Source organism: Duganella sp. GW821-FHT07F09 (assembly GCF_059418705.1).
This window is the reverse complement of sequence record NZ_JBWKQJ010000021.1, coordinates 1-26,815: the sequence shown is the minus strand read 5'-3', so window position 1 is coordinate 26,815 and position 26,815 is coordinate 1. Positions and strand designations below refer to the sequence as shown.

The 26,815-nt window shown below is 66.1% G+C and carries 21 protein-coding genes; 14 read left to right on the top strand and 7 right to left on the bottom strand.

From position 1 onward, the window contains the following. Nucleotides 1–109: 109 nt before the first annotated feature. The 10 genes from AC07P1_RS31965 to AC07P1_RS31920 all read left to right on the top strand — a co-directional run bounded on the left by AC07P1_RS31965 (nt 110) and on the right by AC07P1_RS31920 (nt 12,594). On the top strand, nt 110–2,548 hold the full coding sequence (locus tag AC07P1_RS31965) for an FAD-dependent oxidoreductase (protein ID WP_494699628.1): 2,439 nt from the start codon (nt 110–112) through the stop codon (nt 2,546–2,548). A 330-nt stretch (nt 2,549–2,878) separates the two neighbouring features. Continuing rightward, nucleotides 2,879–3,745 (top strand): nitrilase family protein, encoded by an 867-nt coding sequence (locus AC07P1_RS31960; protein ID WP_494699627.1) that lies wholly within the window; start codon nt 2,879–2,881, stop codon nt 3,743–3,745. 132 nt (nt 3,746–3,877) lie between these two features. Then, complete coding sequence (locus AC07P1_RS31955; RefSeq protein WP_494699626.1) at nt 3,878–4,855, top strand: porin; 978 nt, start codon at nt 3,878–3,880, stop codon at nt 4,853–4,855. Nucleotides 4,856–4,877: 22 nt separating this feature from the next. Then, entirely contained in the window at nt 4,878–6,029 is a 1,152-nt protein-coding gene (locus AC07P1_RS31950; protein WP_494699625.1) for a substrate-binding protein, read from the top strand. A gap of 72 nt (nt 6,030–6,101) precedes the next feature. Continuing rightward, a complete protein-coding gene (locus AC07P1_RS31945) occupies nt 6,102–6,935 on the top strand; it encodes a branched-chain amino acid ABC transporter permease (RefSeq protein WP_494699624.1) in 834 nt (277 codons plus the stop codon). After that, nucleotides 6,928–8,763: an ABC transporter permease subunit gene (locus AC07P1_RS31940; protein WP_494699623.1), complete on the top strand. Its 1,836-nt coding sequence runs from the start codon at nt 6,928–6,930 to the stop codon at nt 8,761–8,763. The genes AC07P1_RS31945 and AC07P1_RS31940 overlap by 8 nt, the downstream gene beginning before the upstream one ends. Beyond that, nucleotides 8,760–9,467 (top strand): ABC transporter ATP-binding protein, encoded by a 708-nt coding sequence (locus AC07P1_RS31935; protein WP_494699622.1) that lies wholly within the window; start codon nt 8,760–8,762, stop codon nt 9,465–9,467. The genes AC07P1_RS31940 and AC07P1_RS31935 overlap by 4 nt, the downstream gene beginning before the upstream one ends. A gap of 11 nt (nt 9,468–9,478) precedes the next feature. Then, entirely contained in the window at nt 9,479–10,762 is a 1,284-nt protein-coding gene (locus AC07P1_RS31930) for an amidase (RefSeq protein ID WP_494699621.1), read from the top strand. A gap of 74 nt (nt 10,763–10,836) precedes the next feature. Then, nucleotides 10,837–11,994, top strand: a complete 1,158-nt coding sequence (locus AC07P1_RS31925; protein ID WP_494699620.1) for a transporter substrate-binding domain-containing protein — start codon at nt 10,837–10,839, stop codon at nt 11,992–11,994. A gap of 9 nt (nt 11,995–12,003) precedes the next feature. After that, nucleotides 12,004–12,594, top strand: coding sequence for an ANTAR domain-containing response regulator (locus AC07P1_RS31920; protein ID WP_494699619.1), 591 nt, complete (start codon nt 12,004–12,006; stop codon nt 12,592–12,594). A 24-nt stretch (nt 12,595–12,618) separates the two neighbouring features. Here the strand turns inward: AC07P1_RS31920 and AC07P1_RS31915 are convergent, their stop codons facing one another. The 5 genes from AC07P1_RS31915 to AC07P1_RS31895 all read right to left on the bottom strand — a co-directional run bounded on the left by AC07P1_RS31915 (nt 12,619) and on the right by AC07P1_RS31895 (nt 19,669). Further along, the gene (locus AC07P1_RS31915) at nt 12,619–14,199 is read right to left on the bottom strand and encodes an ABC transporter substrate-binding protein (protein WP_494699618.1); all 1,581 of its coding nucleotides are present in this window, start codon (nt 14,197–14,199) and stop codon (nt 12,619–12,621) included. 65 nt (nt 14,200–14,264) lie between these two features. After that, nucleotides 14,265–15,020, bottom strand: a complete 756-nt coding sequence (locus tag AC07P1_RS31910; protein ID WP_494699617.1) for an IclR family transcriptional regulator — start codon at nt 15,018–15,020, stop codon at nt 14,265–14,267. A 120-nt stretch (nt 15,021–15,140) separates the two neighbouring features. Next, a complete protein-coding gene (locus AC07P1_RS31905; protein WP_494699616.1) occupies nt 15,141–16,349 on the bottom strand; it encodes a porin in 1,209 nt (402 codons plus the stop codon). Nucleotides 16,350–16,603: 254 nt separating this feature from the next. Next, nucleotides 16,604–18,754 carry a glycerophosphodiester phosphodiesterase family protein gene (locus AC07P1_RS31900; protein ID WP_494699615.1) on the bottom strand — a complete coding sequence of 717 codons (2,151 nt, stop codon included), beginning with the start codon at nt 18,752–18,754 and terminating at the stop codon, nt 16,604–16,606. A 153-nt stretch (nt 18,755–18,907) separates the two neighbouring features. Beyond that, nucleotides 18,908–19,669, bottom strand: a complete 762-nt coding sequence (locus tag AC07P1_RS31895) for an IclR family transcriptional regulator (protein WP_494699614.1) — start codon at nt 19,667–19,669, stop codon at nt 18,908–18,910. Nucleotides 19,670–20,023: 354 nt separating this feature from the next. On the opposite strand from AC07P1_RS31895, the gene AC07P1_RS31890 reads away from it, so the two are divergent. From AC07P1_RS31890 to AC07P1_RS31875, 4 genes are all read left to right on the top strand, one after another. Further along, nucleotides 20,024–20,203: a hypothetical protein gene (locus tag AC07P1_RS31890; RefSeq protein ID WP_494699613.1), complete on the top strand. Its 180-nt coding sequence runs from the start codon at nt 20,024–20,026 to the stop codon at nt 20,201–20,203. Nucleotides 20,204–20,314: 111 nt separating this feature from the next. Continuing rightward, a complete protein-coding gene (locus AC07P1_RS31885; RefSeq protein ID WP_494699612.1) occupies nt 20,315–22,921 on the top strand; it encodes a TonB-dependent receptor in 2,607 nt (868 codons plus the stop codon). Between the two features lie 16 nt (nt 22,922–22,937). Then, nucleotides 22,938–23,762, top strand: a complete 825-nt coding sequence (locus tag AC07P1_RS31880; protein WP_494699611.1) for a DUF1868 domain-containing protein — start codon at nt 22,938–22,940, stop codon at nt 23,760–23,762. Between the two features lie 88 nt (nt 23,763–23,850). Then, nucleotides 23,851–24,948: a LacI family DNA-binding transcriptional regulator gene (locus AC07P1_RS31875; protein ID WP_494699610.1), complete on the top strand. Its 1,098-nt coding sequence runs from the start codon at nt 23,851–23,853 to the stop codon at nt 24,946–24,948. Here the strand turns inward: AC07P1_RS31875 and AC07P1_RS31870 are convergent. Both AC07P1_RS31870 and AC07P1_RS31865 read right to left on the bottom strand, forming a co-directional pair. Next, on the bottom strand, nt 24,842–26,143 hold the full coding sequence (locus AC07P1_RS31870; RefSeq protein ID WP_494699609.1) for a hypothetical protein: 1,302 nt from the start codon (nt 26,141–26,143) through the stop codon (nt 24,842–24,844). The two genes, AC07P1_RS31875 and AC07P1_RS31870, sit on opposite strands and share 107 nt — an antisense overlap. A 46-nt stretch (nt 26,144–26,189) precedes the next feature. Next, entirely contained in the window at nt 26,190–26,597 is a 408-nt protein-coding gene (locus AC07P1_RS31865) for a CesT family type III secretion system chaperone (protein WP_494699608.1), read from the bottom strand. Nucleotides 26,598–26,815: the final 218 nt, after the last annotated feature.

Below are 26,815 nucleotides of genomic sequence, written 5' to 3'. Positions count from 1 at the left end.
CAATTTTGCAACGCTGTCCCCGCTGCACCCCATTCCGATCATGGCCGTCATCCCGCCATCGCGCGTGACGGCCATGCAAACACTTAATATTTTTCAAGAAGAAAATTTCATGCTAAGAATTACCTCAGGCCCGGATCTTTCCCTGCCAATTTCCGCCACCGAAGTGCCGGTGGCCACCGCAAACCGCGCCCAAGCGGAAGAAGTCTCCTCGCCGACAGCCAACGTCCCTTCGCCTCGCACCGATAACCCGGCCGCCAAGCGCGCCCGCCTGTCGGTCCTGATTCCGTCGCTCAATCCCGAAGTCGTGATGGCAACGTCCCGCACCTGGCCCGCAGGCCGGGTCGACATGGCCGAGCATCTGGGACGCAGCGGCGGCGTGACACGGGACGCGGCCGCCGCGTCATCGACGCCGGAGGCGCCGCTATCGACAGTCGGCCGCCCGCTGCCGCCGGTGAATCCGCAATCGGTCGGCCGCTATTTCAGCGCGCCCGCCGGGCAATGGCCTGGCGAGCGCGAGCAACTTGCCGACGCCGTGACCCGCAACCTGAACACGCTGGCCGACGGACCGCTGCGCGAACAACACCACCTTGAAATCACCCTGCATTGGCACTGCCTGTGCGAAGCGGAGAAACGCGAGGTCCTTGAATCGCTGGGCACGCGGCATGCCCAACTGCTGGGCGACGTCACGCTCGCATCGACGCGCGATGTCGTCCAGCCGCCGGCGCGCGACTGGCTCGAACACACCGCCGTGTTCATGAAACCGGAAGAGGCCGATCGTCTGCTCCAGTCCTGCAGCCCGGCCGCCCGGAAAAACCTCGCGACCGCGTTCAAGGCGGCGGGCGACCAGGGCGAACTCCAGGCCGTGCTCAAGGAACGCTTCGCCGGCCTACGCATGACCATGCCCCTCGATCACATGTACGACTACACCGGCTTCTGGTGGGACAACAAGCGCAAGGTGGGCGAATTGCCGCCGGGCGTGGCCGAGAATCTCAAGGTGTGCGTGGTCGGCGCCGGCCCGGCCGGCATCATGGCGGCCGACGGTTTGAACCGCCTCGGCGTCAAGCCGGTCGTGCTGGAGCAGGCCGACAAGATCGGCGGACGCATCGCCGCCGAACGATGGGAACGGGAAGACGGCTCCATGAGCCCGACGCCGCTGCATCCGGGCGGCATGCGCTTCCACACCACCCGCGGCAACGTCTACTGGAGTCTGGCCAAGCACTACCAATTGCAACACGTGCCGTTCCCCAACTCCAGTTCGGTCCCGACGTCTTACATCATCGGCAACGACGTGCATGAAGCCGAACCCGGCAAACCGGCCTCGAATCCGGTGATGCAAAAGGTCGCCCAGGACGTCTTGCGCGCCATGACGGAACCGTTGCTGGCGCCCCTGCGCGCGGCGCGCGACGCCGCCGACACCGCCCTGTTCCGCGAGCTGAGCGACGCCGCCAAGAAGAAATTCGACAGCCATACGTTCCGTTCGGGATTGCAGACCCTGCTCAAGGAAAAGGGCATCGACTGGGATCGCAAGGAATGGCAGACCTTCGGCGCCACCGGCATCGGCGTCGGCGGCTACGAAGGCTACTACGGCACCGGCTTCCTGGAAGAGATGCGCTTCCTGGTCGACGAACGCCTGGAAGGCCACGTGGCGCTGGTCGATGGCGCCGACGCGCCGCTCTACGCCACGCTCAAGGATGAGGAGGACTTGCCCGCGGGCGCGCAATCGCTCGAGCAACAGCAAGCGATCAAGCTGGGCGTCGAGGTCACGGGCATCAAGAAAATCGACGGCAAGTACCACGTCAGCTCCCTTGACAAGGCAACACAGCAAGTCGCCACCCAGACCTATGACGAGCTGTTCTTCGCCGGCGGCCCGCGCGAGGCCATGCGCCTGGGGCTGACCGGTCCCCAGGACGGTTCCGAACCGCTGATGCCGGAGGAATTCGCCAACGCCATGGAGCAAGCGAATGTCGTCGGCGCCACCAAGATGGCCATCAAGATCGCCAAGGATCTGATGACCGGCGTCGAGCTGCCCGGCAACGTCCAGGCGAGCAAGCTGTTCCAGCAATCGTACCTGGTGCCGCCCATGCCCGGCAGCGACAACGCCGTGTTCTACCCCAGCTACACGCTGGGCGACAATGCCACCAAGGTCGGCGGCATGAGCGGCGAGGAACAACTGAACAACTACATCCGGACGCTGCGCGACATGGCGTCGCAGGAGCCCGGCAATCCGGTCCACCAAAAACTCAAGAACCTGGCAGACGTGGTGGAACAAAGCAAGGACCGCATCTCGTACACCCACTGGAGCCTGGCCAAGCACCAGTACGGCGCCTTCAAGATGGACGCGCCCAATCAGCTGGACAACACCCGGGTGCTGTTCGGCGCCCTGCTCAAGATGAGCGACGGCGCGATCTTCATCAACGAGGAAAACACCGCCGAGGGCGGCTTCGCCAGCGGCGCGATCGCCGCCGCGATCAACGGTTTGCAGCAGATGGTGCTGCGCCGCGGCGGCACGGTGCCGCCTAACTCGCCGTTCCATCAAGAACTGCTGTAAGCGCCCCCTCCGCTAGCCCCCATGCAGGCGTTCGCGCGCCGGCATGGGGGCGTCCATCGTTCCGGCCGTGGACGGATTTCCAACAGATTTCGACTTAGTTTATACAATTTACTTGACGCCGCCGTTGCGCAGGATGATACTGGTTTCATACCTTATTTGCTTCGTTGCAAATTTTGGTGTGGCGCATCCTCGCTGGACGAGCGTGCGCACTGGATACACGGTTATGGCAGCAATACTGCTGCTTCACATATACCGGGCTATAAAGCCCCCGATTTGCGCCTAGGCGCATCGGGGGCTTTTTTTTGCGTTTTTTTCGTGTCGAGGGTAGTTATGGCTGCGCAAATATCAAGTGACGGATCGGTGAGGATCGCGTGCATACAGATGGAGCCGCATATCGGCGACGTCGCCGAAAACCGGGCCGCGGCCGCGCGCTTCATCGACGCGGCGGCGCGCCAGGGCGCGCGGCTGATCGTCCTGCCGGAGCTGTGCAATTCCGGCTACATGTTCCACAGCCGGGAAGAGGCGCTGGCCCTGGCGGAAGAGATTCCCGCCGGCCCCACCTGCCAGGAATGGAGCGCCCTCGCCCGCCGGCTGCGGGTGTACATCGTGGCCGGCATCGCCGAGCGCGACGGCGCGGCCTTATACAACAGCGCCGTCGTTATCGGACCGGACGGCTATATCGGCAAATACCGCAAGCTCCACCTGTGGAACGAGGAAAACCGCTACTTCACGCCGGGCAACCTCGGGGTGCCGGTGTTCGACACGCCATTCGGCCGGATCGGCGTCGCGGTCTGCTACGACGGCTGGTTCCCGGAAGTGTACCGGTTGGGCATGCTCCAGGGCGCCGACCTGATTTGCGTGCCCACCAACTGGGTGCCGATGCCGGACCAGCCGCCCGGCCAGCATCCGATGGCGGTCACGCTGGCCATGGCGTCGGCCCATTCGAACGCCTTGTTCATCGCCTGCGCCGACCGGGTCGGCGTCGAGCGCGACCAGGCCTTCATCGGCGGCAGCGTGATTGTCCATTGCAGCGGCTGGCCGATGGCCGGGCCGGCCGGCCGGAACGACGAGGCCATCATCTATGCGGACCTGGATCTGTCGGAGGCGCGCGGCCAGCGGCGCCTGAACGAATTTAATCAGCTGCTGAGCGACCGCCGCGGCGACGTGTACGGCAATTGCGACGGGCTGGCGAAATAACCGGGCGATGACGATCGCCCGGGCAGTAACCGGCGGCACGTGCCAAGGCGCGGGCAGGTACCACCGGGTGAGGCGGGCCCATGACACCGGGATTTTTTCATATCAAAGAAAGCAAAGAAAGGGATGAGAGCAATGAAAAATTTCACACGACCAGGACGCACCGGAGGGTGCGCCGCGCTGGCGCTGGCGCTGGCGGCGCTGGGGGCGCCGGCGCGCGCGCAAAGCAACGTCACCTTTTACGGCAACCTGGATATGGCCATCGGCAAATCCAGCGACGCGCCGCTGACCATGGGACCGGGATATTTCAACTGGCTGGGACTGGCCGGCACGGAGGACCTGGGCGGCGGCCTGAAAGGCGTGTTCAACCTGCAGATGCGGTTCAATCCCGACACCGGCGGCCTGTCCAATCCCGGCACGTTCTGGCAGGGCGAATCGACCGTCGGCTTGAAGAGCGCGTCGTTCGGCACGCTGCGCCTGGGCCGCGCCATGTCGGCCGCGTGGCAGTCCCTGTGGCGCCTGGAGCCGTGGGGCAACGGCGCCACCTTCGCCACCCTGTCGGGCTACCAGACCGGCAGCTACAGCGCCGACGGCACCAACGACGTGGCGCTGAACTATGCCACGTTCGCCCGCATCAACAACGCCGTGTTCTACGACACGCCCAGCTGGAACGGCGCCAACCTCACCCTCGCCGGCGAGGCCGAACTGGCGCCCGGCGCGCGCCAACGCAACCGCGGCGCGGCGTTTAACTATGAAAGCGGGCCGGTGCTGGCGGTGCTGTCCTATGAGAAGAACCACCGCGACGATTCCATCGCCTACGCCGGCGGCACCTATACCGCCGGCAACTTGAAAGTGTTCGCCAGCTACGCGCACACCAAGGTGCTCGACCTGCGGGCGGAAAACCTCTACCTGTTGGCCGCCACCTACGGCTTGAACGCGCACGACTCGCTGCGCGGCGGCTACGGCGCCAACAAGGGGCTGGACAGCCACAAGGTCAGCGTCGGCTACGTGCACGCCTTCTCCAAACGCACCAGCGTCTACGCCGACACCTGGACCGAACACCTGCGCGAGACCGTGCACGGCTACGCGCTCGGCATCAGCCATTCGTTCTGAACACCTACCCGGAGGATAAAAAATGCCTAAACTAATACAATTGAACGCGATGGCGCTGGCCCTCGCCTGCGCCGGTGCGGCGATGGCGGCCGAGCCGATCAAGATCGGCGTGCCGATCGGTTTGTCCGGCGCCAACAGCGTGGTGGCGCCCGGCGTGGTGCAGTCGGCGCAGCTGGCGGTCGACGAGATCAACGCCGCCGGCGGCGTGCTCGGCCGCCAGCTGCGGCTGGAAATCGCCGACGACGGCTCGGGCGCGGTGGGCGCGCAAAAAGCCTTCGACTCGCTGGTGTTCCGCAAAAAGGTGGACGTGATCATTTCGATGGAAACCAGCGCCGCCCGCAACGCCGGCCTGCCCATCGTCAACAAGGGCAAGATCCCGTATATCTACACCTCGTTCTACGAGGGCCGCTCGTGCAGCCCCTGGCTGTTCGTCAACGCCTGGGTGCCGGAACAGCAGGTGCCGCCCATCGTCAAATATTTCATGCGCAACCTGAAGGCCAAGTCCTTCTTCCTGATCGGCAGCGACTACTCGTTCGGACGCGGCATGCTGGCCTTCACCCGCCAGTTCATCGAAAGCGAGGGCGGCAAGGTGGTCGGCGAGGAATACCTGCCGATGGACGCCACCGACTGGACGGCGGTCCTGAGCAAGCTGCGCGCCAGCAAGGCCGACGCGCTGATCACGTCGACCGCCGGCGGCGCGCCCAACGTCTCGCTGACCAAGCAGTTGCGCGCCACCGGCCTGAATCTGCCGTACGGTAACCTGGCGGTGGACGAGGGCACCGCCAAAAGCCTGGGCGCCGACGGCCAGGGCCTGTATATTTCCGCCTCGTACGTGACCGGCATCGACAGCCCGGAGAACCACAAATACCTGGCCGACATGGGCAAGAAATTCGGCGCCGCCCTGAAGGTGCCGAACGATCTGTCGGTGCCGCAATACGAGGCAATCTACCTGTACAAGGCGGCCGTCGAGAAGGCCGGCGACACCGCGCCGGAGAAGGTCCGGCTGGCGCTGTCCGAAGTGGCGCACGACGGTCCGCGCGGCCGTGTGCGGATGTCCAAGCAACACCATGCGCCGCTGAAGATGTATCTGGGACAGGCGCAGGCCGACGGCAGCGTCAAGGTAATCCAGAGCTTCAACAGCATCAGCCCGGGAGAGCAATGTCCGGCTAACTAGGCCCCTGGCGTACGCAGCAAGGAGCCGGGCGACGCCCGGCTTCCGATGCAACAAGTAGAACGAGGAGATGAAATGTCGTTGTTTTTGGATGTGATAAGTTCGGCCGCCATCCTGTATCTGGTGGCGGCGGGGCTGCTGATGATCTTCGGGGTCATGAAGATCATCAACTTTGCGCATGGTGCCTTCCTGACCATCGGCGCCTATGCCAGCCTGGTGGTCACCCAGCTGGGACTGAACCCCTGGATCGCCTTGCCGGCGGCGATGGCGGCCGGCTGGATCTGCGGCATGGCGATCGAGTACCTCATCGTGCGCCCGCTGTACGCACGCCCGCTGGACGCGATCCTGGCCACCTGGGGTCTGGGCATCGTGATCGCCCAGCTGATCACGCTGGGCTTCGGGCGCGAGGCGCAATTCGCCACCAGCCCGCTGTCCGGGCCGCTGACGGTACTGGGCACCGAATATTCCGCCTACCGCATCGTGCTGACCGGCTTTGCCGCCGCGCTGGCGCTGGCCTTGAGCGTGCTGCTGAGCAAAACCCGCTTCGGCCTGGTCACGCGCGCCGTCATCATGAACGAGGAGCTGGCGCGCGGCTTGGGCATTCATTCGGGCCGGGTGCGCTTCTTCACCTTCAGCCTGGGTGCGGGCCTGGGCTGCCTGGCCGGGGCCCTGATCACGCCGCTCTCCAGCGTCGATCCCAACATGGGGATTCCGTGGCTGATCAACGCCTTCATGCTGGTCATGGTGGCCGGCTCGTCCATGTTCGGCCTGGTCGCGGCGGCCCTGCTGTTCGGCGGCATCCAGGTATTGCTGAGTACTTTTGTGAGTCCGATACTGGGCGGCATCGCCATTGTGCTGCTGTCGGCGATCACGCTGCGCATCCGTCCGAAGGGATTTTCTCATGATTAATACATCACACCGCGGCAACCCGGCGCCGCGCGCCAACAAATCCCTAGCGCCGGTGTTCGGCGTCACCTTGGCGGCGCTGCTGATGGTCGCGCTGATGCCGTCGCTGCTCGACACCTATCTGCTCAACATCGTCATCCGCGCCTGCTGTTTCGCCATGGTGGCGCTGACCGTCGACATCCTGTGGGGCCGCGCCGGCATCCTGACGTTCGGCCAGTCGGCCTTCTTCGGCATCGGTGCCTATGCCGCCGGCCTGGTGTTTACCCATGTCGGCTTCGGCGCCGGCCCGGCCTGGCTGGCGCTGGGTCTGGCCCTGGCCGGCGCCGCGCTGGTGGCGCTGCTGGTCGGCTGGCTGTCGTTCTACCAGGGCGCCACGCCCCTGTACGCCTCGGTGATCTCGCTGGTGCTGCCCATCGTCATGACGCAGCTGCTGTTCTCCGGCGGCACGTTCACCGGCTCGAGTTCCGGCCTGACCGGCTACACCACGGTCGACCTGCCGCTGGACGCCTGGTTCTGGATCGTCGGCGGCACGCTGGTGCTGCTGACCTGCGCCGCCTGGATCTTCGTCCACAGCGACGCCGGCCAGGTGCTGGTCGGCATCCGCGACAATGAATCGCGCTGCGAATACCTCGGCATCAATCCGTCGCGGGTCAAGATCGCCCTGCTGGTCGTCACCGCGCTGGTGGCCAGCGCGGCCGGCTTCGGCTACGCCGCCTTCAGCGGCGTGGTGGCGCCGGAGCTGTCGGGCTTTGTGTTCGGCACCGAAATCATCATCTGGGTGGCGCTGGGCGGCCGCGGCACACTGCTCGGCCCCGTGCTCGGCGCGATCCTGATCGAAACCGCCAGCGCCTATCTGAGCGGCAGCCTGCCCTTCCTATGGAAACTGCTGGTCGGCATCGCGTTCGTGCTGGTCATCATTCTGCTGCCGCAGGGGCTGATGCCGCTGGCGCTCAAGCTGCGCCGCTTCTTGCCGCGCCGCGCCGGCCCGGCCGCCGTGCCGACGCTGGCGACGGCGCCTGACCGCCAGCGCGGCCGCATCGACCGCGCCATCCCCGCCATGGAACTGGCCGGCGTAGCCAAACACTTCGGCAGCCTGAAGGTGCTGGAGGGCATAGACCTGAGCGCCTATCCCGGCGAGCTGGTCAGCCTGATCGGCCCCAACGGCGCTGGCAAAACCACGCTGATGCGCTGCATGAGCGACGGCGCCGAGCGCAGCGCGGGCGCCATCCACATCGACCGCAACGACCTCCGGCAACTGCCGCCGAGCCGCTGCGTCGGCTTCGGCATCGGCAGGAAATTCCAAACCGCGAACGTGTTCGAATCGCTGACCGTGGCCGAGTGCCTGCGCATCGCCCGCGCGCGCATCGAGACGCCGTCGCTGACGCGGGAACGTAACACCCTGTCGCTGCCGGCCTACGCGTTGGCGGTGCTGCGCGCCACCGAACTGGACACCAAGCTCGGGCGCGTCTGCCGCGACCTGTCGCACGGCGAACAGCAGGCGCTGGAGCTGGCGATGGTGCTGGCGCTGGAACCGCGCGTGATTCTGCTGGACGAGCCGACCGCCGGGCTGACCAAGGCCGAGCGCACTAAGATCGGCCACATCCTAATCGAGCTGTCGCGGGACTACGGCATGTGCTGCCTGCTGGTCGAGCACGACCTCGACTTCGTGCGCGAGATCTCGTCGCGCGTGGTCGTGCTGCATCAGGGGAAAATCGTCATGCAGGGCACGGTCGACGAGGTGGTGGCGTCCCAGCTGGTGCAATCGGTGTACTCCGGCCACGCCGTCCCCGAGGCTGAACCCAACAACGCCACACAGGAGACCATGTCATGAGCAACGCCGCATTGGCATTACACGACGTTTCCAGCGGTTACAAGGACGCCATCGTGGTGCGCCACGTCAGCCTGTCGATCCAACCCGGCGAGATCGTCGCGCTGGTCGGCAAGAACGGCATGGGCAAGACCACGCTGCTGAAATCGATCATGGGCTACCTGCCCAAGCGCGGCGGCTCGGTGGCGCTGTTCGGCAAGGACGTGACGCGCCAGCCGGCGCACCGCGTGGCGCGCGAACGGATCGCCTACGCGCCCCAGTCGCGTTCGCTGTTCCACGACTTGAGCGTGCGCGACAACCTGCGCCTGGGGTTGGCCAAGGACAGTCTGTTCGACCCGCGTTTTGCGGAAGTCGAACACCTGTTCCCCTTCCTCAAGGGACGCATGGCGCAACGCGCCGGCACGCTGTCGGGCGGCGAGCAGAAAATGCTGCTGATCGCGCGCGCGCTGATGGTGCGGCCGGCCCTGATCCTGATCGACGAAGTCACCGAGGGCATGCAGCCGTCGGTGATCGACCGGGTCGCGGCGGCGCTGCTGCACCAGCGCGCCACGCACGGCACGGCCATCCTGTTGGTCGAACAGAACGTGCAGTTCGCCACCACGGTGGCGGACCGCTACGCGCTGCTCAAGCTCGGCGAGATCGTCGCCGGCGGCGACACCGGCGGCGCCGACGCCCGGCGCGACATCATGCGCCACCTGAGCGTATAAGGAGGAACACCATGCATCCACTCTCCGGCGCGCGGCTCGTGCGCCAGATCGCGCTGGGCGAGATCGGCCGCCACGACGTCATGCTCGCCGCCATCGGCCGCATCGCCGCCCTGGATGGCGACACCCAGGCCTTCGTCTCGGTGCTCGATCCGGCCGCCGCGCTGGCGCAGGCCGGCCGGGCGCGCGGCCCGCTGGCCGGCCTGCCGGTGGCGGTCAAGGACATCTTCGACACGGCCGCGCTGCCGACGGCCTACGGCTCGCCCATCTACGCCGGCCACCAGCCGGCCGGCGACGCCGCCATCGTCTCGCTGATCCGCCGCGCCGGCGGCGTCGTGGTCGGCAAGACGGTCACCAGCGAGTTCGCCTACATGGCCCCGACCCCGACCCGGAATCCGGCCGACCCGCGGCGCACGGCCGGCGGTTCGTCCTCCGGCTCGGCGGCGGCGGTGGCGGCCGGCATGGTGCCGTTCGCCATCGGCACGCAGACCGGCGGCTCCACCATCCGGCCGGCGTCGTTCTGCGGCGTGGCCGGCTACAAGCCGACCTTCGACATGTTTCCCACGCCGGGCATGAAGTGTTTTTCCTGGTCGCTGGACACGGTCGGCCTGTTCGCCGCCGGCGTCACCGACGTCGCCTGGTTCGCCGAAACGCTGATCGGCCGGCCCCTGCTGCCGGCGGCGGACGACGATCCGCGCGGACTGGTGGTCGGGGTGCCGGCGGCGTATCCGTGGGCGGCGCCGTCGGCCGGCGCCGCCGCCGCCGTGCGCCGGGCCGCCGACGCCGTCGCGGCGCGCGGCGCCACCGTGCGCGCGATCGCGCTGCCGGCGTGGTTCGACGCGCTGTACGCCGCCCACGCGACCTTGCAGCAGTACGAGGCCAGCCAGTCGCTGGCGTTCGAATTCGACGTGCACGGCGCGCGGCTGTCGCCGCTGCTGGGCGACTTCCTGCGCGGCGCGGCCCTGGTCACGGCCGCGCGCTACGACGCCGCGCGCCGGCTGGTCGCCGCCGCCCGCCGGCGCGCCGCCGAGCTGTTCGAGGGCGTCGACGTGCTGATGACGCCCAGCGCGCCGGACGAGGCGCCGCTCGGCTGGGCCTCCACCGGCGAGCCGACCTTCAACAAGGTGTGGACGCTGCTCGGCACGCCCTGCGTCAGCGTGCCGGGCCTGAGCGGCGCCAGCGGCGCCCCGATGGGGATACAACTGATCGGCCAGCCGTGGCAGGACCGGCGCTGCCTGGCGGCCGCCGCGCAGGTGGAGGCGGCGCTGCGGGCCGCCGCGCCCCGGCGCGGCCCATGAACCGCCCCACAAGCGCCTTGCGCGACGGCCGTTCCATCACGTACCATAAGCGGCACCACCAGTGAGCGATCGACATGACGGCTATCCATAGCGCAGCAGAACCAGGCAACGAGACGTGGCGGGTCGGGATTTTATTTTCCCGCTCCGGGGTGACCGCCGTCACCGAATCCGAACACTTCTTTGGCACCGTGCTGGCCATCGAGGAAATCAACGCCCGCGGCGGCGTGCGCGGCCGCCTGCTCGATCCGGTGGTGTTCGATCCCCAGGGCGATCTGGGCGCCTACCGCAGGCGGGCCGGCCAGATGCTTGCGCGCGAGGGCGTGAACGTGATTTTCGGCTGCTCGACCTCGTCCAGCCGCAAGGCCGTGCTGCCCGAGCTGGAGCGCCGCAACGGCCTGCTGTGGTACTGCTCGCTGTACGAGGGCTTCGAATACTCGCCCAATGTCATCTACACCGGCGCGGTGCCGAATCAAAACAGCCTGCAGCTGGCGGCGTATCTGCTGAAGAACCGCGGCAAGCGCCTGTACCTGATCGGCTCGGACTACATCTACCCGCGCGAATCGAACCGCATCATGCGCGATTTCTTCGAGCGCCACGGCGGCGAGATCGTCGACGAGATCTACCTGCCCTTCGACGTTTGCCACGACCAGATCGAGGCGGCCGTCGACGACCTGCTGCGCAGCCGCCCGGAGGCGGTGTTCTCCACCGTGATCGGGCGCCCGGCGCGCGACTTCTACCGCGTGCTGCACGACGCCGACCGCGCCGAACACCGCCTGCCGGTGGCCAGCCTGACGCTGGGCGAGACCGAATTGAAGCTGATCGGCCCGCAATTCTGCGCCGGCCACATCGTCTCGGCGACCTATTTCAGCTCGCTGCGCTCGGCGCGCAACCAGCACTTCCTGGCCTCGTACCGGCGCCGCTTCGGCGCCGACGCCACCGTCAGCGCCTGGGGCCAGGCGGCCTACAACCAGGTGTACCTGTTCGCCGGCGCGCTGGAGCGGGCCGGCTCGATGGACACGCAAGCGCTGGTCGAGGCGGTGTACGGGGAGCGCTTCGAGGCGCCGGAGGGCGCGATCGCCGTCGACCGCGAAAACCACCACGTCTGGCTGCAGCCCAAGATCGGCGTGGCCCGCGACGACGGCAATTTCGACGTGGTCTGGCAGGCGGCGGAGCCGGTCAAGCCCGACCCCTACCTGACCACGTACGAGTTTTCCGAATTCTGGCTAAAGTAGGAACCCGAGATGAGCAGACTCTTCGACGACTTGCGCCATTTGCGCGTGGCCGTGATTCATCCGCCGGGTGAGGACCGCGACATCCTGCAGGGGCAGCTCAAGCGCATCGGCTGCCAGGTGCGCTGGATCTGGCCGTTCTGCCTGACCCGGCCGCCCGACGCCGACGTCATTTTCTTCATGGTCGACCGCGAGCAGAGCCCCAGCGCCGACTGGTGCCAGACCGAGACCGAGGCGGCGCTGATCGCGCTGATCGACTATGAGAATCCCACCGTGCTCGGCGCGCTGCTCGAAACCAACGCCAGCGCCGTCATCTCCAAGCCGTTCCGCTCGTTCGGCATCCTGAGCACGCTCGTGCTGGCGCGCTCGTCGAACGATTACAAGAAACGCCTGAACAACAAGGTCAAACGGCTCGAGGACACGCTGCGCTCGCGCCGGGAGATCGAGAAGGCCGTCCATATCCTGGCCGAACGCAAGGGCGTCGGCGCCAGCGAGGCCTACGAGGCCATCCGCCGGCAGGCGACGGCGCAACGGGTGCCGGTGGTGCAGGTGGCCACCGAGCTGATCCGCGCCACCGAGGCCTTCAGCAAGATGGGCTTGTAGCGGACGGGCCGGCCCCGGGCCGCCCTATTTGGAACGGATGTCCATCGCCCTGGTGAAGGCGTCGGCGCGCGGCGTGATGGCGATATTCTTCTTCATGGCCCAGGCCGCGTTCAGATGCAGCAGCGGAACGATGGCGCCGTCGTTCAACGCCATTTGGGCCGCCTGCCGCTGCAGGTCGGCGCGCGCCGCCTCGTCGGTCGTGGCCGACGCCTTGTCGATCAGGGCATCGACCTCCTGGTTGCCATAGCGGCCGTAATTGCTCACGCCGGTCGCCGACGCCTTGTTGAACGAGTGGATGGTCGACACCAGGCCGGTCAGCGAATCGCCGGTGACCGCGCCATTGCCGACCAGGAACACGCTGAACTCCAGCTCGCCGTTCGGTCCGCCGCCGAAGGCGCGGGTCTGGAACACCGCGTACGGCATCCTCGCCACCTCGGTCTTGACGCCGATCTGGCTGAAGACCTGCGCCACCGCCTCGCACAGTTTGGCGTCGTTGATATAGCGGTTGTTGGGACAGTGGATGGTGAGCTGGAATCCGTTCGGGTAACCAGCCTCGCCCAGCAGGGCCTTGGCCTTGCCCAGGTCGTAGGCGGGCAATTTCAGCGCCGGGTCATAGCCCAGGAAACCTTTCGGCACCAGTTGTTCGGCGGCGGTGGCGTCGCCCTTCATCAGGAACTTGATGATGGCCTCGCGGTTGATGGCGGTCATCAGGGCCTGGCGGACCTTGAGCTCCTTCAACGGATTCTTCTTCAGCGGCGCGCCGCCCGCGTCCTTGATGAAGGGCGAGCTGTCGCGGAACTGGTCCAGCGCCAGATAGTTGAGCATGTAGGAGGTCACCGAGGCGATCTGGTAGTTGCCCCGGAACGAACCCTCCATGTTGGCGGTGATGTCGTTGATGATATCCACCGACCCCGACAACAGCGCCGCCGCCCGCGCCGGCTCGCGCGGAATGAACTGGAACGTCACCGTGTCCCACGGCTCCTTCTCGCCCCAATAGGAAGGATTTTTCTTCAACACCAGTTTCTGGCCATGGGCCCAAGCGGCGAACATATAGGGGCCGGTGCCGATCGCCGACTTGCCGTTGGCAAAACTGTCCTCGCTGACGTTGCCGCCCAGCGATTTCGGCAGGATGGCGATCAGGCCGAGGTTGTCCGGCAGCGTAGGGCTGACATGCTTGGTTTTCACCTGGATGGTCAGCGGATCGCTGACGCTGACCGCCTCCACGTCCCTCAGGTAGGAGCGGAAAGTGCGGGGGCCGGACAGGCCCAGCGCGCGCTCGATGGAATACTTGACGTCGTCGGCCGTCATGGCCGCGCCGTTCTGGAACTTGACGTTGGGACGCAACTTGAATTCCCAGGTGGTCGGGTTGAGCATGCGCCATGACAACGCCAGACCCGGCCTGGGACGCAGCTGGGAGTCCTGGTCCACCAGCGAATCGTAGACATGCGCCCATATATTGCGGTTCGCGCTGTTGAGCACATGCGGATCGGCCGACGTGACCTCCGCCTTGAAGCCGATTTTCAAATCGGCCGCCTGCGCCACCGCGCCGCACACACCAACGGCCAGACACGCCGCGGCAAAGACCTTCCTCACGACCTTAAACATTCCATCCCCTCCTCATAGGCTTCATTAAAAACATATTCATAGAAAAGCCGGGTATCCGGACCGCCTCAACGATATCCCAGGTTCAAGGACAATTCCCGCGCCGCCTTGACGACCAGTCCCCTCATTCCTTCAATTTCATGCTTCCTGACGCGGCTGGCCGGGCCGGCGATGCTGATCGCGGCGATGACATCGGCATTGGCGTTGAAGACCGGCGCCGCCACCGCCACCGCCTCGACCGACATTTCGCCATGGGACACCGCGTACCCCGCGCGCAGGATTTTACCCATCGACTGCTTCAGGCTGCTTCGGCTGACGAGGGTCGCGCTGGTATAACGCATACGCTCGGTATTGAGCACGTGGTCCTTGATGTCGTCCGGAGCGAACGCCAGCAGGATCTTGCCCGAAGCGCCGACGTACAAGGGGCGGCGATTACCCAGTTCGGTCTGCACACGCACATGATGGGTGGACTCCCAGCGGGCGATGCAGACCGATTCGATGCCATCGCGGATGCGCAGCTGTACATTTTCGTTGCAGGCGACGCCGACTTCCCGCAAATAATTCTTGGCCAGCCTGGCAAGACTGATCTGCCCCTCCGCCGCGACGCCGAGATACAAGGCGTTGTAGCCCAGCGAATAGGTCGGCGTATGGCCGTCCCGAAACAGCAGGCCGCTTTTCTCAAGCGTGTGGAGCATGCGAAACGCCCGCGCCTTGGTGACGCCGGACCGCAGGGCCAATTCCGTCACGCCCAGCCCCGGCGTCTTGGCAACGATCAGAAGCAAGCCCAGGGCCTCTTCGACGGCGTCGATCGTGTAATCAGTCATACATGTCACATCCCGGCATAAGGTCATCTCACCAGTTGGAAGCACCGGACATTCGCCCAGAAAAAAGCCAATCCCGGACACGGGATTGGCAAGCAAGAAACCCCGGACTACCCGACAGGCTCAAAAACGATGCAAGATGCCCAGCGCCAAGGCGTTTTGCGTATTATCGATGCCCGGCGTGCCATTGCTGGTCAGCCCCGGGCTATACATGTCCGCCACGCGCATGTTGGCGATCATGCCGTACAAGGCCGTGCGCTTGGACAGGTTGTAGTCCGCGCCGAGCACCAGCTCGGCCAGCTTGCCCCGGGTGGAGGCGCCGACGAAGTCGTAGCGCGAGTAGATGATGCTTCCCTTGAGCAGCCAGTTGCCGATCCGGTGGTCGGCGCCGACGTCGAGGATGTCGGCCCGGGAGTTGTTGATGCCGCCGGCGGCGAAGGCCGCCACACCGGGGGCGGCCGTGAAGGCGGCCGCGAAATTGGGCGCCGCGCCCGACGACGCGTTCACCAACGGCTGTTTGACCAGGGAATACGTGCCGCGCAACGTCAGATCGCCGAAACGGTAGCTGCTGCCCAGCATCCAGACCTTGGTGCAGATATCGCCGGTGTTGCCGAGCGTGGCCGTGTTGCAGCCGGCATTGCTGGCCGCGCCCTGGTCGCTGCTGGTGTTGGTCGCCACCGAGCCGACGGTGGCGGCCTTCTTCGATTGCCAATACGCGAAGCCGACGCCCAGCGGACCGCGCTCGTAATTGCCGCCCAGGCCCAGCGACTGGCCGGCGCCGGTCGAATCGGCCCGCTCGCCGAACGCGTAGGTGAGGTTCGCCTGGAAGCCGCCGACATTCGGCGACAGGTAATACACCATGTTGTTGGCCCGTTCGCCGGTCGAGCGATCGAGGTTGTTGGCGTGCGCCTTGCCGGTGAAGACCAGCATGCGCGAAGCGGTCGCGTAGCGCCTGGCGATGAAGTCGGTGTAGTCCTTGCGACGGCCCAGCTGCACCTCGCCGAGGGCGCCGCTCAACCCGATGGTGGTGCGGCGGCCGAACGTCGCGCCGTTCTGCCCGGAGGCGCCGTTGTCGATGGTAAAACCGCTCTCGATCACAAAATCAGCTTTCAGGCCGCCGCCCAGGTCTTCGACCCCGCGAAACCCGAGCCGCGATTGCGTGTATTGGCCCGAATCGAGGCCGACGCGGTTGCCGGTGTCGCGGCCGGTGGTGGCTATCTTATCGACATACCCCACGCCGCCGGTCATGATGCCATACACCTCGACGTTGCTTTGGGCGTGCGCCGCGCAGCAGGCCCCCAGACACAACAGCCCGAATGCTGATTTCCTCATTTTGCTCTCCCCGATGCAAGTCTTGCGGTAGTTAGTTGGACAAACCCTTATATCATCTTATTAGCCTCTTATCGTATCACTGTGCAAACCAATGTAACGATAGACAATATGGTAAACAGCAATGCCGGGGTCGTCAACAATGTTTCATCAAAAAATATCACGTATTACCTGACGATACAAATATAGATCTTACGGGGGAGTCCTTGGTCGGCGCGACGCCCCGCCGGCGGCGCCGGACATGGCGACGGACGGGCCTAGCGACGCTCCGGTCCGTCCTCGCCGAGGCCGGCCTCACGGTCGTCGATCATGCCGCCGCGGACCGCCGCGATGCGCTCGTGGTCGATCTTCGGTTTGCCGGCCAGGAACTCATCGATGCGTTGCCGCACATTGTCCTGGTTCAGCCGGGTATCGACCGTGGCGCCCGCCGGCAGGCCTATTTCGTAGCCCGAATGCCCGCGTTCCAGTTGCTCGTCGTCGAGCATGGCCAGCGCCTCCTCGTCCGGCTGGTCGGTCAGCAGGTTCTCGGCCTCGTTGCGGAAAGCCCCTGCGGTGCCGCGGCGGGCGTCGAATTCCTTGTCGGGCACCGGCTTGATGCCGCCGTGGACGTCCCACGTGAAATACCGCTTGTTGTGCGAGAAGTCCTCGTAGCGGTAAGAGCCCGAGAAAGGAATCCTGGCGTAGGCGCTGGACGGATCGCGCAGCCCCGCGCGGATGATGCCCATCGCCCGGCCTTCCGGCTTCCCCTTGTCGGTCTGGACCGCCTCGACGACGACCGGATGCAGGCCGCGCCAGCTGTTCAGCCATCCAAGCCCCGCGTCCGCCATCTGCCGCGGCGTCACCTTGGCCGGATCGATTTTTTCACCCAGCGGATTGGGCAGGAAGTACCCGAGCATATCGGTGTCGCGCAGGAAGGCCTCGCTCAGGATGGGCACCAGGTTGATGTCCTTGAGGTCGGCGAGCAGTTGCCGACGCCGCCCGCGGTCGGCCGGATCGGAAGGATGGATGCCGTAGCGCTGCTGCAGGTTGCCCACCAGCTGATCGAAGCCGCCGGCGTAGGTGCGGCCATACAGCTTGACGCCCGCCATGGGACGGAATTCCGGGTTGTCGACCAGCAGGGCGATGGCGACGTCCGGCGTCGACTCCTTGCAATCGAGGAAGACGGACATGCCGGGATTGTTCTCGAGCACATGGCGCAGCGCGGCCTCGACACTCGGCACCTTCTCGCCGGTGACCACGAAGTCGCCCGTGTCCGGGCGGCGTATCACCAGATTGCGGTTCAGGATGTCGGCCGACTGGAGGTCGCCGACCAGGCGGTTGTCGCCGTCGGCGGTCATGCGGCCGGCCGTGAAGTCGTGCATAAGGACGGGCACGCCGTCGGCGGTCACCTGCACGTCGATTTCGATACCGAAAAAACCTTTCTTGTAGGCCGAATCGATGGCGGCGATGGAGTTTTCAGGCACGCCATTGCGGTTATCGATCATGCCGCGATGGATGATGAACTCCCTGCGCTCGACATTCCCGCCATCCGTGTTGGCCAGGTAGTTCGCGTGGCTGAAGGCGGCGCGGTGGCGCGCCGCGCGCGCGGCCAGGTCGGCAATGCCGTGATGCTTGTTGGGCAGGTAGAAGTCGGCGCCGGCGGTCTGCGACGCTATCCGCTTGCCGCCGTAGGCATAGTCCAGGTACAGCTTGTTGCGGCGGCGGATGGGACGCGGCTCCTGCTCCGCGTCGGCGGCCTTGGCGTCCGCGGCCGGCCGGGATTGGGCCAGCCGGCGGGCCGGTTTCAACGCCCGCGGCGCGGCGGCGGGCAGCCATTCGGCGTCATCCAGTCCCGCCGCGCGGGTGCGCAGCGCCCGGGCCAGCCCCTCGCGGGCGCCGGCGCTGAGCCGGTCTCCGGGCAGGAAAGCGCGCGCCAGGTCGACCACCAGCGTACCGCTTTTGGAGTCGACAAAGACGGGATAGCGGGCCGGATCGCCGAGCGGTTCGCCGCCGCCGGCGAGCACCTTGAAGTGGGCGCTATCGACGTAGGCGTGATCGAGCTTGCCGGCGGCGAACCGCGCCAGCGGATGCCCGCCCGGCAGCAGGCCCACGCGTTCATCGCCGCGCAGCCCGGATTGGATCGCCTCCAGCACGACGCGGCGGGCCGTGAGCGTCGCTTCGCTCTCCGCCGAGACCTCGCTGTCCAGCGCCACCAGGGTCTGGCTGCCTGCATGCCCGAACAGGCCGCCCAGCCAGGCCGGACGCTGCAGCGCGCCCGAAGGGTAGGGAGCCAGGGGCCGGGCGTCCTTGGGCGCCTCGGCCGGTGGCGCGCCAGGCGTGCCGGCGGCCGGCGCGGGCCCGCAGGCGGGGGACGGGGAAGCGAGCGTGGCGGTTAAAAGGGAATGGGACAGGGGTGCGATGCTGGTCATCGGCGTTCTCCAAGAGCTAGACGTACCGGCGCCGCCGGGTGTCCGATCTGTGGCATGGCGGGCTGCGGAGTTCCAGGGCCGCGCCATGTGGGATAACACCGAAATACAAACCAGCGCGCGCCGCTCAGCGCAAGGCGCCGCGGCGGCGCGGCCTCAACGGCTCTCGACGTGACCGAGCAAGCCGGAAAACCGCGTGGCGGCGTGCGTGATGATCTTGACGTATTTTCCCAGGCTGTCCTTGGACACCCTGCTCGCCGGCGCCGTCATGGCCAACGACGCCACCACGGCGTCGCTGGCGTCGCGCACGGGCGCGGCGACGGCCACCATGTCCGCCGTCTTTTCCGAGAAAGAAATGCTGAAGCCGTCGGCGAGGATGGTCTTCAATTCTTTCTTGAGTTCGCCTTGCTTGATGATCGTGTTGGCGGTGAATTTTTCCAGTTTGCCCGTCAGGATGGCGCTTTGCGTTTCCTGCGGGGCATAGGCCAGCAACAATTTTCCGGAAGCGCCGGCGAACAGGGGGCGGCGGTCCCCCAGCTGGCTGTGCACGCGGATCGCGTGGGGCGCGTCCCACCACGCCACGCACACCGTCTCGGCGCCGTCGCGGATGCGCACCAGCACGCTTTCATTGCACTCCTTGCCGATGTCTTCCAATATATTGTTGGCCACGTTGATCAGGCTTAACTGGCTTTGCGCCGCCGTGCCCAGGATCAAGGTGCGATAGCCCAGGCTATAGGTCGCCATCGGCAACTGGCGGCGCACCAGCCCGCACTCTTCCAGCGTGGTCAGCAAACGGTAGGCGCGTGCCTTGGTGTTGCCCGAGCGCTTGGCCAGCTCGGTCACGCCATTGCCGCCTTCTTCGGCCACAAGAAACAGCAATTCAATCGCTTTGCTGACGGCGTCGACGGTATAACTCATTAATAACTTCCTTATTTTTCACCGGGATGTGGGGGGCGTCATTTTCGCAGAAAAGCTCGGCGCTTGCCCGCGGGGACGCGCTGTATCGACTTGGCGGCGATGCCACCGGGGATGTCAAGCCGCCGGCGAAACGCGGCGGACGGGCGCGGCATCTCGGGATGCCATCGAGAAACTGCCATGTATCGATAGCCTCGCTTCAACACGCAAAACGATACACTGTTTTTACAAAAGAAACAATCGCGGGCATCGCCGCCCCCGCCGCCGAACTTTTCCGCCGCCGCGCGCCACTGATAAGCGATTTCCCGCCGCTACCACATGCCGGCGGCCAGCAGGCAGCAATGGGAGCGATCAACCATGCAGAAATTTTCCGTCCGTGTCAGAACAGAATTCCAAAGCTATGAATACGCCGCGCTGGTCCGGTGTAGCATCGACGCGATCGACGCCGCCACCGAACGCTTCGGCCTGTGCGGCGTGACCGTCGTGCCGATACCCGAATCGGCCATCCTTGCGTCGCCCTCGCTGTCATTCTCCTGAAATATTGCGGCAATACAATTAGAACGTTCTAATTTATGTGCCGCCCCGGGTTGGCCTCCAAAAAAAATTAGAACGTTCTAATTTTATTGATATTCCATCATGGAGAAGTTAATGTCGACACGCCCCCGCCCTCCACTTGTCTTCCGCATCCCGCTGACCGCCATCGCGATGGGCGCGGCGCTGCTCACCGGCGCCCTCGACGCGGCGGCGCAGGAGGAACCGCAAACGGTTGAAATCAAGGGCGTGCGCTCGTCGAACGCCAAGACCATCGCCACCAAGCGCGACGCGGTCGCCATGGTCGATACCATCGCCGCCGACGAAATCGGCAAACTTCCCGACTTCAACGTGGGCGATGTGCTCAAGCGGGTGACCGGCGTGGCCACGCTCAGCTATCAGGGCGAACCGCGCTTCGTCGTCGTCCGCGGCCTGAACGCCAACTACAACACCACGTTGATCGACGGCTTCACGCTGGCCACCGCCGACGTCGGGGGGCGCCAACTCTACATGGAGGTGCTGCCGTCCAACTTCGTGCGCAGGGTCGACGTGACCAAGAGCCCCCTGCCCGAGACCGACGGCGGCGCCATCGGCGGCGTGGTCAACCTGGTCGGCGGCGGCGCCTTCAACTACCGCGAGGGCCTGCTCAATTTTTCCGCCAAGGCGGGCAAGAATTTCGGCCGGTCCCAGTCCGGCGGCGCGCGCCCCATCGGCGAAGCGCAAGGCCGTTGGGCCACGCGCTTCGGCCCGAACAACAGCTTCGGCCTGATGACCACGGCCAGCTACTGGAGCCGCGAGATCAACGTGCCGCAAATCGAGAGCGGCGGCGCCTTGGCCAGCTACGGCGACACGGGCGCGCGCAGCGCCGTCTTCGGTGGCGGCAACGGCTATGCGGTGCCCGCCGAGCGGCGCTGGTACAACTACGACAATACCCGCACCCGCACCGGCCTGACCGCGCGGCTGGACTGGCGGCCGCAAGACGCGGTGAGCGCCTACGTCGGCGCCTACGACTTCCGCCAGAAGGAATACTCGGACCGCTACGGGCTGCTGGCCGCGGTCGACGGCTCGGCCAGGGCCAGCAACCAGAGCGCCACCGGCGGCACCCTCGGTCCCGTCTCGCAGACGGCGGACGTCGGGCGGCTGCGCTGGAACCGGGGTCTGTACGGCGCCAATGGCGAGTTCAAAATCGACCTGCGGCCGCAACTGACGGCCGACGTCCGCGCCAGCCTGTCCAAATCGACGGTCGACAACCCGCAGACCTGGGAACGATTCATCCAGCCCGGCCTGGCCTTCAACTACGACTGGAGCGGCAAGTACCCCGTGTTCACGGCGGTGTCGCCCAACGCCGCCGATCCGCGCCGCTACGCGCTGCAATACCACCGGGTCGAAGGCACGTTTTACGAGGCCAGCGTCAAGGATGCGCAGACCAACCTCAAATACAACATGGGCGACGACAGCCGGGGCTGGGGCGGCGCCGTCGGCGCGCGCGCCCTGCTGACCGATTCCGCCACCTCGTTCCACCGCACCGACTACGGCGGCGCGCCGTACACGCTGGCCGATGTCGTCGTCGGCGGCGGCTTGTGCGCGGTGGCCTGCAACACCCGTATTCCCGTGATCGATTTCGGGCTGGCCGACGCCGCCTTCGCCCGGTATGGCGCCACCGAAAAAACCAGCGTCGATCTGGCCTCGCAATACGGCAACACCTACGACCTGCGCGAACACGTCGACGCCGCGTACGCGCAGGCCCAGTTCCGCACCGACGGCTGGCTGGTGGTCGGCGGCCTGCGCCTGGAGCGCACGCGCTTCGACAGCGGCGGCTACCAAGCCACCAACGGCGTCTACGCGCCGGCGTCGACGTCGAGCGCCTACAGCAATCTGCTGCCGTCGGTGACCGCGGTGATGGAGACGGGACCGGAGAGCAAACTGCGCATCGGCGCGTCGCAAACCGTGGGGCGCCCGCGTTTCGACCAGATCGCGACCCACGGCGGCGCGCTCAACACCAGCGCCGGCGTGACGACGCTTTCGACCGGCAACCCGGATCTGAAACCGCGCCTGTCGACCAACCTCGATCTTGGCCACGAATGGTATTTGGACGGAGGGCGCGGCATCGTCTCGATGGCGCTGTTCCACAAACGCATCAGGGATGAAATCTTCAATTTCGGCCAGATGCGAACGATGCCGGTCAACGGCGTGCCGACCCAGGTACTGGTGACGCAGGCGCGCAACACGCCGGACCAGACCCGCCTGACCGGCCTCGAATTCGGCGTGACCAAGGATCTGAACTTCCTGCCGGCGCCGTTCGACGGCCTTGGCGTCAGCGCCAACGGCAGTTTCAGCCGCGCGCACTACCCGGTGACGCTGTCCGACGGATCGAAGCTGGCGCTGGACGCGCTGCAGCAGCAGCCCAGGCAGATCTGGAACGCGGCCCTGTATTACGAAAAGGGACCGGTGCACGCCAAACTGGCCTGGAGCCACCTGGGCAAGCTGTGGGACAGCCGCTTCCCCAACTTCACGCCGTCCGGCTTCATCTTCAACCGCTATCAGGCGCCCACCGACAACGTCGATATCCAACTGGCGTACGACATTTCCAAGCGGGCGACGCTATCGCTGGACGTGCTGAACGCCACCTCGCAGGGGCAACAGTACAATTTCGGCAGCGGCCAGCTGCAGTCGGCCTGGAAGCTGTACCCGTCGGTCCTGGTGGGCCTCAACCTCAAACTGTGATCGAAGGAGTCCGTATATGACGACCAACCCGCGCCGCGCCTTTATGCTGAACGCCTCGCTGGCCGCGATCGCGGCCGGCGCCGCCCAGGCCACCAACGCCCGCCCGGCCGAAGCGCCGGCCGCGCCCGGCGCCGCCCAGCGCAAGCCGCCGGCGGTCGGCCGCAAATTCAACGCCGACGGCAGTCCGTTCCCCTTTCCGGGCAACACCATCATCAGCCACATCCCGATGGCGACGCCGCTGTCGGACGCGCTGACCGGCGTGCGCGACACGCTGGCGGCGGGCAGCTATGCGCCTTGTCTGGCGCTGTTGCCGCCGTCGAGCTATCACATGACGGTGTTCGAAGGCGTGACCGAGAGCAGCCGCCGCAACGGCATCTGGCCGGCCGGCCTGCCGATCGACGCGCCGCTGGCCGTCTCGCACCGGTATCTGGAACGCCGGCTCGAAGGCTTCGAGCTGGACTGCCCGCTGCCGCTGCGCATGCGGCTCGACGAGTTCAGCCTGCGCCGCGATCCCGGCGCCACCATCCGCCTGCTGCCGCTGGACGGGCAGGAGAACCGCAAGCTGCGGCGTCTGCGCGACCGGCTGTCGGCACGGCTGCAACTGCGCGCGCCCGACCACGACGACTATGGCTTCCATATCTCGCTCGCCTATCTGGTCGACTGGATGACGCCGGAGCAGCAGCGCGAGTATATCGCGGTACAATCCGACTGCTTCAAGATGCTGCAAAAGCGGGTGCCGGTGATCGAACTGGGCGCGCCCGAGTTTTGCGTTTTCTACGACATGTTCGCTTTCGATACCCAGTTCCTGGTGGGAGAGGGGCGGCGGCGAATCCCGAGGTAACCGCTTTGACCCTTGAAAGAACCATCAAACGCGTGACCATCAAGGACGTGGCCAAAATGGCTGGCGTCAGCTATCAGACGTGTCCCTGGTGTTGAACCATCCCGACATGGTGGCGGAGAAAACGCTGAAAAAAGTGCGGGAGGCGATCGCCGTGCTCAATTTCGTACCGAGCATGGCGGCCCGCTCGATGCGGGCGATCCGCACCAACACGCTGGCCTGCATCTTTTTCGGCGCGCGCGCCACCTATGACAACCGCTCCTTCCAGATCCAGGACACCTATTGGAACAATGTGGTGCAGGTGCTCAGCCGCGTGGCCGACGTCCACGGCTACACGCTGATGCAGCGCAGCCAGATCGGCGACGACGCGGCGGCCTACGCCACCGTGCGCGACCTGTTCCTGGCCGGGCGCGTCGACGGCGTGGTGGCGGTGGTCGAGCGGACCGGCCACCCGGTGCTGGAGCGGCTCAAGCGCGACGGTTTGCCGTTCGTGGTGTTCGGCACGCGCGATCCGGCGTTCCCCCATGTGGCGCAGAACAACGAGGCGGTGACGGCCGAGGTGGTCGCGCACCTGCACGCTGGCGGCTGCCGGCGCGTCGCCTTCATCGGCGGCGAGCGCGATGGCCGCGGCAACGAGGACGTCGAGGAGCGCCAGCGCGGCTATGCGCGCGCGATGCGCGAGCACGGCCTGGAGATCCACGCCCGCTGGGCGCTCAGCGGCGACTGGTCGCTGGCCAGCGGCCACCGCATCGCCCGCGAGCTGTGCGCCGGCGTCGACCGGCCCGACGCGCTGATCTTCGCCAGCGACCGCATGGCGCTCGGCGCGCTCAAAGGCCTGCATGAACTGGGCGTACGCGTGCCGGCCGACGTCAGCGTGGTCGGTTTCGATAATATGCACTACGACGACTACAGCATTCCTCCGCTATCGAGCGTGCATTCGCCGGTGCTGGAAATGGCGCAGGCCGGCGTGCGCATGCTGCTGGATCAAATCCTCGGCGCCGGCGCAGCAGGTGTTCCCGGCCGGCTTGGTGGTGCGCGAGAGTTCGTCGCGCGGCGGCGTCGAACCCGCGCGACGTTGACGGTCAGGCGTCCGGCGGCGGCGTCTCCTGGTCGGTGCCGCTTGGGCCGGCGCCGCGCACGATGTCCTTCAGCTTGCCGTCGAGCGCGGCGCGGCTGGTATCGATCTTGAACTGTGCGTTGAGGCGTTTGGCCTCGTGATAACTCTTGATTTCCCGCATCCTCGGCGTATCCGCCTGCCGGCTCGCCCATCTCACCTTGCGGCCATGACGCAGGCTCGACATGCGCGGTTCCAGATTGGCCAGCGCGACATACACGGCGGCGATTTTTCGGCTCTTGGTTCTTCCCGCGCCTTCCTGACCGCCAAAGTAGTCGTCCATCTTGCGTGCCGAATAGCGCGTCTTGGCCGGCGCCGCGCCGGACGGGGCCGCGACCTCCTGGTAACCGGCGGCGGCCAGCGAGACGCCGCGCTTATCGGCCTGCTCCTGGCGGATCTGGTCGAATTCGTCGACAAACGCCTGGTTGCCCTGCAGCGCGGCGCTGTTCAAGCGTCGGGCGTCGCGGGCGCGTCCGGCATGGCGCAGGAAGGAGTTGCGCTCCTCGCTGTCGCGCGGCGCCATCCCGGCGGCGGCCGCATACAATCCCTGCCGGACCAGCTGCACGCCGCTGGACAAGCCGATCGCGCCGTATTGCCCGGCGCGCTTGAGCGCCCTCTCGAGTCCCGTCACGCCGTTCTCATACTGGCGGCTGCCCATCCCGGCGACCTTGCGCGCCACCAATGGCAGCTTTTGGTCGGCGGTGCGTACGCGGTGGCCGTTCGCATGCCGCATGAAAACGGGAACATTTCTTTGCGGAGCGATCGCCGACAGGTTCTCCAGCGGCACGTATTTCATCTCCCGCAAACGCTGCTGGAATTGCGTGCCGGCCGTTGCGATGACCGCCGCCATCTCGCCCGGTGCGGCCGCATTGATCTTGACTTTCCAATCGAGCCGCATTTTCTTTAATTCGGCGCGCTCCTTGATGTGACCGAGTTTTTGGTCCCGTCGCTGCGCCACTTGGAGCTTTGCCGACCGGTCGTCGAACACCTTGACCTTGTCGATGGTCGCGCCGAGCCGGACGCCGAGGCGCTGCACTCCGCTCGACGCGCCGCCGACCACGCGACGCGTGGCCAGGTCGGCCTTGCGCAGCGACTTCAAGCCGGCGCCGATCTTTTGGAGCTTGCCATTGTCCTTGCTCAGGAACCAGTTCGATATCTTGTTGCCGGCGCTAGCCTGGAATGTGCTGCGCTGGGCCGTCTTCAATTGGGTATCATCGTCCTCGTGACGAAAGTAGCCGTTGTTGCCAACACCAGAAATGCCATGGGCCATTCTGATTCTCCTTGATTGTGATTGAGTGGGGGCGGGGACCGCGCCATCAGGCGGCCCCGCCCAGAAAATAATGCCGTCGCCATTCGTGCGCGCGGCCGGCGACGCCGATACACAAATGCATCAGCTTTTCCGCCGTCACCTCCTTGAGGCGATAGTGGTAGGCCAGCGCCACGTGCTGGTCGGGTGACAGCATGAATGCCGGAGGATGGCTGCCGTACATCGCCATATTGACTTCCAGCAGGGCTTGGTAGGCGTCGAGCCTGCGCTCCGCCGGCGGCATGCCGAAGTCGGCGTAGACCAGCAGATGGTCGGGCTCCTCCCCTTCGTCGTAGACCAGGTAGAAATCCACGCCGTCGACTTCGACGGCGTTGCCTTCCAGTAGCCGCTTCGGCTCCGGCAGCCCCGCCAATTGGCAGAACTTGTCGCCCAACTGGACGAACAACGCGTTTGACATGGCCGATCCCCTGGTGGATGAAACTGTTCGAATGCCCATATGTAGGCCAAGGAAGCGCGCGAGTTCCGCGCTACTTTTCGGGTTTCCCGGCGACCGCCGGCAAACGGCGCGGCGGGACGCCGCCACCGCCGCGCGTCAGGTGTGGTTCGAATCGTTGAGATGGCAGGCCGACCAGTGTCCCGGCGCCAGCTCGGCCAGGGCCGGGCGCTGTTGCGCGC